Source organism: Rhodoferax sp., assembly GCF_037143375.1.
Lineage (GTDB): Bacteria > Pseudomonadota > Gammaproteobacteria > Burkholderiales > Burkholderiaceae_C > Rhodoferax.
In genome coordinates this window covers 1-4,852 of sequence record NZ_JBAWYV010000199.1, presented here as the reverse complement: position 1 = coordinate 4,852, position 4,852 = coordinate 1, and the positions used below count along the sequence as shown (strand labels likewise).

At 61.2% G+C, this 4,852-nt stretch carries 6 protein-coding genes and 1 pseudogene; 3 read left to right on the top strand and 4 right to left on the bottom strand.

Going from position 1 to position 4,852, the window contains the following annotated elements; all coding sequences use genetic code 11:
* Positions 1-75: 75 nt before the first annotated feature.
* Genes WCG50_RS17480 through WCG50_RS17470 form a run of 3 tightly spaced genes read left to right on the top strand, consistent with a single transcriptional unit; the run spans position 76 to position 1,846 of the window.
* A complete protein-coding gene (locus WCG50_RS17480) occupies positions 76-720 on the top strand; it encodes a c-type cytochrome (RefSeq protein ID WP_336900873.1) in 645 nt (214 codons plus the stop codon).
* A gap of 23 nt (positions 721-743) precedes the next feature.
* Positions 744-1,400, top strand: a complete 657-nt coding sequence (locus WCG50_RS17475; RefSeq protein WP_336900872.1) for a c-type cytochrome — start codon at positions 744-746, stop codon at positions 1,398-1,400.
* Between the two features lie 11 nt (positions 1,401-1,411).
* A complete protein-coding gene (locus WCG50_RS17470) occupies positions 1,412-1,846 on the top strand; it encodes a hypothetical protein (protein ID WP_336900871.1) in 435 nt (144 codons plus the stop codon).
* A 29-nt stretch (positions 1,847-1,875) separates the two neighbouring features.
* Here WCG50_RS17470 and WCG50_RS17465 read toward each other — a convergent pair whose 3' ends face one another.
* The 4 genes and pseudogenes from WCG50_RS17465 to WCG50_RS17450 form a co-directional block, all read right to left on the bottom strand.
* Positions 1,876-2,379 carry a CinA family protein gene (locus tag WCG50_RS17465; RefSeq protein ID WP_336900870.1) on the bottom strand — a complete coding sequence of 168 codons (504 nt, stop codon included), beginning with the start codon at positions 2,377-2,379 and terminating at the stop codon, positions 1,876-1,878.
* On the bottom strand, positions 2,376-2,927 hold the full coding sequence (locus WCG50_RS17460) for a phosphatidylglycerophosphatase A (RefSeq protein ID WP_336900874.1): 552 nt from the start codon (positions 2,925-2,927) through the stop codon (positions 2,376-2,378). Before WCG50_RS17460 ends, WCG50_RS17465 begins: the two co-directional genes overlap by 4 nt.
* A 64-nt stretch (positions 2,928-2,991) precedes the next feature.
* Complete coding sequence (gene thiL, locus WCG50_RS17455) at positions 2,992-3,990, bottom strand: thiamine-phosphate kinase (RefSeq protein WP_336900869.1); 999 nt, start codon at positions 3,988-3,990, stop codon at positions 2,992-2,994.
* A pseudogene (locus WCG50_RS17450) lies at positions 3,983-4,852 on the bottom strand (recombinase); the annotation flags it as partial. The pseudogene WCG50_RS17450 and the gene thiL, both read right to left, overlap by 8 nt.

The following is a 4,852-nucleotide window of genomic DNA, read 5'->3' as shown; positions in this document are numbered from 1 at the left end:
TACCATGCCAACGTCATCGGCATCTTTATTCAGTACAAGCTGTAACCCTTCTGACCCTGCTCCAAGGAACTGAAAATGATTCACAGAGACACAACCTCCAAGCCCATGTCTACCCGGCGCCCGCTGGCCATGACCGCCATCGGTCTGGCGCTGGGCTGGGCGCTGGCCTTACCCAGCGTGGCCCAAGACGCCAAAACCATCGCGACTGCCGTCTGCGGCGCCTGCCATGGCGAGGATGGCAACAGCGCCATCCCGATGTTCCCCAAGATCGCCGGCTTGCAGGAAAGCTACATCGTCAAACAACTTCGAGACTTTCAGTCGGGCCGCCGCAAGAGCGACATCATGGCGCCGGTGGTGGCGGCGTTGAAGCCTGAAGATTTTCTGTCGCTGGCTACTTATTACAGTGGCCAAAAACTCAAGCCGGGTGAAACGGGAGACAAAAAAGCGGCCAGTTTCGGCAAGATGATTTACTTTGATGGCAATGAAGAGAACGGTGTGCCTGCTTGCATTGGTTGCCACCAGCCTCAGGGCGCGGGGCATCTTATTTATCCGCGCATTGGCGGGCAGCACGTTCAGTATGTGACCCAGCAATTGAAAAACTTTGCTAACAACGACCGATCCAACGACGTTAGCCGCTTCATGCGCGTCACGGCCAAACGCATGAGCGAAGAAGAGATTCAGTCGGTGGCCGAATACCTGGTCGAACTTGACGCTAAATAGTCCCCCTGTCATCAGGAAATAACATGAAAAAACTAATCACCATTCTTTCGATTCTGTCGCTCGGGTCCGCCACCGTCCTGGCGCAGGCACCGGTCTGGAACGAGATCAAGGGCGAGCTGAAAACCGCCCTGGAAATCAAAGGCGACCCCATCCGCGGCAAGGTGGCGTTTGAGCAATGCCAAGGCTGCCACCGGGCTGACGCATCGGGGCGGGTCAGCGGGGCCTATCCACGGTTGTCCGGGCAGCATGCACAGGTACTCATGAAGCAGATCGCGGATATTCGCTCGGGTCGCCGCAATAATCCCAAAATGGAACCCTTCATTGGCGACCATGTCCTGACGCCGTTCGATATCGCTGACGTCTCCATTTACCTGGAAGGCTTGCCAATGCTGGGCTCCAATGGCAAGGGTACCGGTAGCGCGCTTGACAAAGGAAAGCAGCTTTATGACAAGGATTGTGCGGTTTGCCACGGCGCCAAAGGCGAGGGCGATGCCGTCAAGTTTTATCCGATGGTGGCCGCCCAGCACTACAAGTACCTGTTGCGTGAGGTCAACTTCATCCGCGATGGTGACCGGCGCAACTCAAACCCTGACATGGTGACCGTCATCAAACCCTACTTGTCGACTGATCTGGACGCCGTAGCCGACTACATGTCTCAGTTTGCGCCACCGAAAAAATAGGGAGTCCGGCTTTGCCACGGCGTCTGCTTATTCTGTTGTTGCTGGTTTTTTCCTCATGGGCTGTGGCCCGGGAGAATGTGTGGCAGCCGGGTGAAGACAACGCCGCGTGGCGCGCTGACTGCGGCACTTGCCATCTGGCGTTTCCGCCCGCGCTTTTGCCTGCGGGCGACTGGATGGAGATCATGGCGCAGTTGGAAACTCATTTTGGGGCGGACGCCAGTCTGGACGCCAAGACGCGCCAGGATATTTCAGATTACCTGAAACGCAATGGGGGTAGCAGCCGAATGTGGGGCAACCGAGAAACGCTGCCGCGCATCACCACCACCGATCGATTCGTGGACAAGCACCGCAGCGCGATCCGGCTCTGGCAAAAAGGCAAGATCAAAACCTTGACCGATTGCGTGGCCTGCCACAAAGAAGCGGACCCGAACGCCGCCAAAGAGTAAGCCCGGTGAAGCTTCTCGGTAGCAGCCGTTTACTCCAGCAACTCCACCAACCGGGCAAACACATGCTGCACGGTGGCGGTGCGAACCTGGCCGCGGTCGCCATCAAAGTGCTTGATCTCTGTCACCACCTGGCCCGGCACGGCAAAACCAAACCAGACGGTGCCGACCGGTTTCTCGGCGGTGCCACCGGTGGGCCCGGCCACGCCGGTGACGGCCACCGCCACTTGGGCGTGCGAGCGGTTCAAGGCGCCCACCACCATGGCCCGCACCACGGGTTCGCTGACCGCGCCAAATCGATGCAACAGACTTGTCTCAACGCCCAGCAGCTCGGTTTTGGCTTCGTTGGAGTAGGTGACAAAGCCGCGCTCAAACCAGACGCTGGAGCCCGCCAGATCGGTGCAGGCGGCGGAAATCATGCCGCCGGTGCAACTCTCTGCGGCGGCTAGTTTTAGTTTTTTACTTAGCAGTAAATTGGCCACTAGCCCACGTACATACTGCGCATACAGCTCTTGTTTTAATAGCGTTTTTATCATGAGTAAAAGCGCCATCCGGCGATCACTAACAAGGCACAAGCCGCTGCCACAAAGTCGTCAAACATGATGCCAAAACCGGCTTTGCGCCAAGCGGCAGGGTCGGTGGCGGGGTCTACGGCGTGAAACAAATTGTCGGCCCAACCGACCGGGCCGGGCTTGGCGGCGTCAAAGTACCTGAACAGCCCAAACGCCACCGCTTGGCCGATAAAACCTGCTGGCGTGACCAGCCACAACACCAGCCAAAAGGCGGCAATTTCGTCCCAAACAATGCTGCCGGGGTCAAGCACCCGCATGTTTCGGGCGGTGATGGTGCAGGCCCACCAGCCCAGCGGGATGGACGCCAGCAGCAGCCAGGCCCAGCGGGTGTCGGTCATGGACGGTTGCAGCACCAAAAACGCCGCCCAGGCCCACAGCGTGCCCGCGGTGCCGGGGGCCACGGGGCTCAGGCCCGAACCAAAGCCCAGGGCCATGACGTGCGCGGGGTGCGCCATCATGAACCGCCAAGTGGGGCGCACCGGGCCGGCAGCCATGGGAATGGCCTCGGGCATCACTTCATGAATGGTCAGGGGTTCAAGCATGGCCAGATTATCTGCCGCTTAAGCGACACTGGCCTTAGGCGAAGTGGTCGAACGAGGTGAATGTGTTAGCCACCGATTGACCATCGCCATCCACCAGACGCAGGCCGCGCTCCCGGCTGATGTGGCCGATGTGCGTCACCGGCGTCTGGCTGGCCAGGGCCGCTGCGGCCACCAAGTCGCGGGCAGCGGGTGGCGCGGTGAACAGCAACTCGTAATCGTCTCCGCCCGCCAAAGACCAGCCGAGCCATTGCTCAGGCGATGGCTTTAAGTCTAATTGACCTCTAGCCCCCGTGTAATATGCGTAAGCAGCTATTAAATTAGTAGTGGTTTCGGTGTCGACGGTGGCGCCCACCCCGGACTGTTTCAGGATGTGGCCGAGGTCGCCCAGCAAGCCGTCGCTGATGTCAATGGCCGATGTCGCGAGGCCGCGCAAGGCCAGGCCCAAGGCCACGCGCGGCGTCGGTTGCTCCAGCCGCAGGCGGGCCGAGTCAAAGACCGGCGCCGGCACCGAGACCGTGCCGCGAAAGACTTCGAGGGCCAACCGCGCATCACCCACCGTGCCGCTCACATAGAGGTCATCGCCAGCCTGGGCGCCGCTGCGCAGCAGGGCTTGTGAGCGGCCGCCCACCACGGGCACCTCGCCAAACACGGTGATGCAGATGTTGAGTGGCCCTTGCGTGGTGTCGCCGCCGATCAGTTCGCAGTTGTGCGCGTCGGCCAGGGCCAGCAAGCCTTGAGAAAACGGGGCCAGCCAAGCTTCGTCGGCGCGGGGCAGGGCCAGGGCCAACGTGAACGCCAGCGGTTTGGCGCCACAGGCGGCGAGGTCGCTCAGGTTGACGGCCAGCGCCTTGTGGCCCAGTCGAAAGGGGTCGATGGTGGACAGGAAGTGCCGGCCCTCTACCAACATGTCGCAGGAGATGGCCAATTGCGTACCGGGGCTGGGTTGCAAAAGTGCGCAATCGTCGCCTATGCCGAGGGCGGCACGGGCGGTGGGACGTTTGAAATAGCGCTCGATCAGGTCGAATTCACCCATGGTCAATTTCCTTGATGACGGCGGTTTTGGTCGGCCAGAAGAAGCTCATGGGCTGGCTGCGCAAGCGGCCCCGAATGGACGCACTGATGCGGCCCCGGTCCACGCCGCTAACGTTGTGGGCCCGCAAGGCCAACCGGAACGCGAAGTAAAAACTCACGCCCACATTGATCACACCGGTCACCAGAATGCCCGCCACACACCACCAAAAAACCGGCAGGGTGAGCGCGTCGGTGCCGAGCGTGGCAACTGCCGCCGCCAACTGGCCGGTGGACAAGGTGACGTGGCGCACTTCCAGCCCCAAGCCGAAGAAGGCCGCAAAAGCCGGCACCAGGCCCAGCATCAGACCGAGCGAAATGTTGGCCGCCAGGCCCGAGATGTTGTCGCGCATGAAGCGCGCCCAGCGGTCGGCCCGGCGCAGCCCCAGCACGCGGGTGATCTTCGGGTTGTAGCGCAGGGCCGAGTCCAGCCGGTGCAGCACAAACCAGTTTTCGGCCCAGCCCGCCACGATGCTCGACGCAAACAGCAACAGGCCCGTCAGCGCCGCAAACAGGGCGGTGGGCCCAAGCAGGGTGAGCGTGTGCAAGACGTGCTCGGACTCAGCGACGTTAATCATCGGTTTGCCAAATGCGAGCCAGAGGCCGGTGCTGATGAGCATCACGCACGGCGCTACTAGCGCCAGGTTGCCCACCACGGCAGCCACTTGCGAGCGCACCAAGTGGCTCACTTCGTTCACAAAGTCATCCACCGCCCCCGGCGCGCTGAGTTCCTTGAGCTTGGCGGCCATGGCCGGTGCTGTCATGGCGGGCTGTTTGGTGGCCACGGTCCAGTGCAGCAACTGGATCAGCACAAAACTCAGGGCGTA

Excerpts from the sequence above, each read along its gene's own strand:
- thiL (WP_336900869.1), bottom strand. The coding sequence starts at position 3,990 with ATGGGTGAATTCGACCTGATCGAGCGCTATTTCAAACGTCCCACCGCC.
- WCG50_RS17475 (WP_336900872.1), top strand. The coding sequence starts at position 744 with ATGAAAAAACTAATCACCATTCTTTCGATTCTGTCGCTCGGGTCCGCC.
- WCG50_RS17465 (WP_336900870.1), bottom strand. The coding sequence starts at position 2,379 with ATGATAAAAACGCTATTAAAACAAGAGCTGTATGCGCAGTATGTACGT.
- WCG50_RS17460 (WP_336900874.1), bottom strand. The coding sequence starts at position 2,927 with ATGCCCGAGGCCATTCCCATGGCTGCCGGCCCGGTGCGCCCCACTTGG.
- WCG50_RS17480 (WP_336900873.1), top strand. The coding sequence starts at position 76 with ATGATTCACAGAGACACAACCTCCAAGCCCATGTCTACCCGGCGCCCG.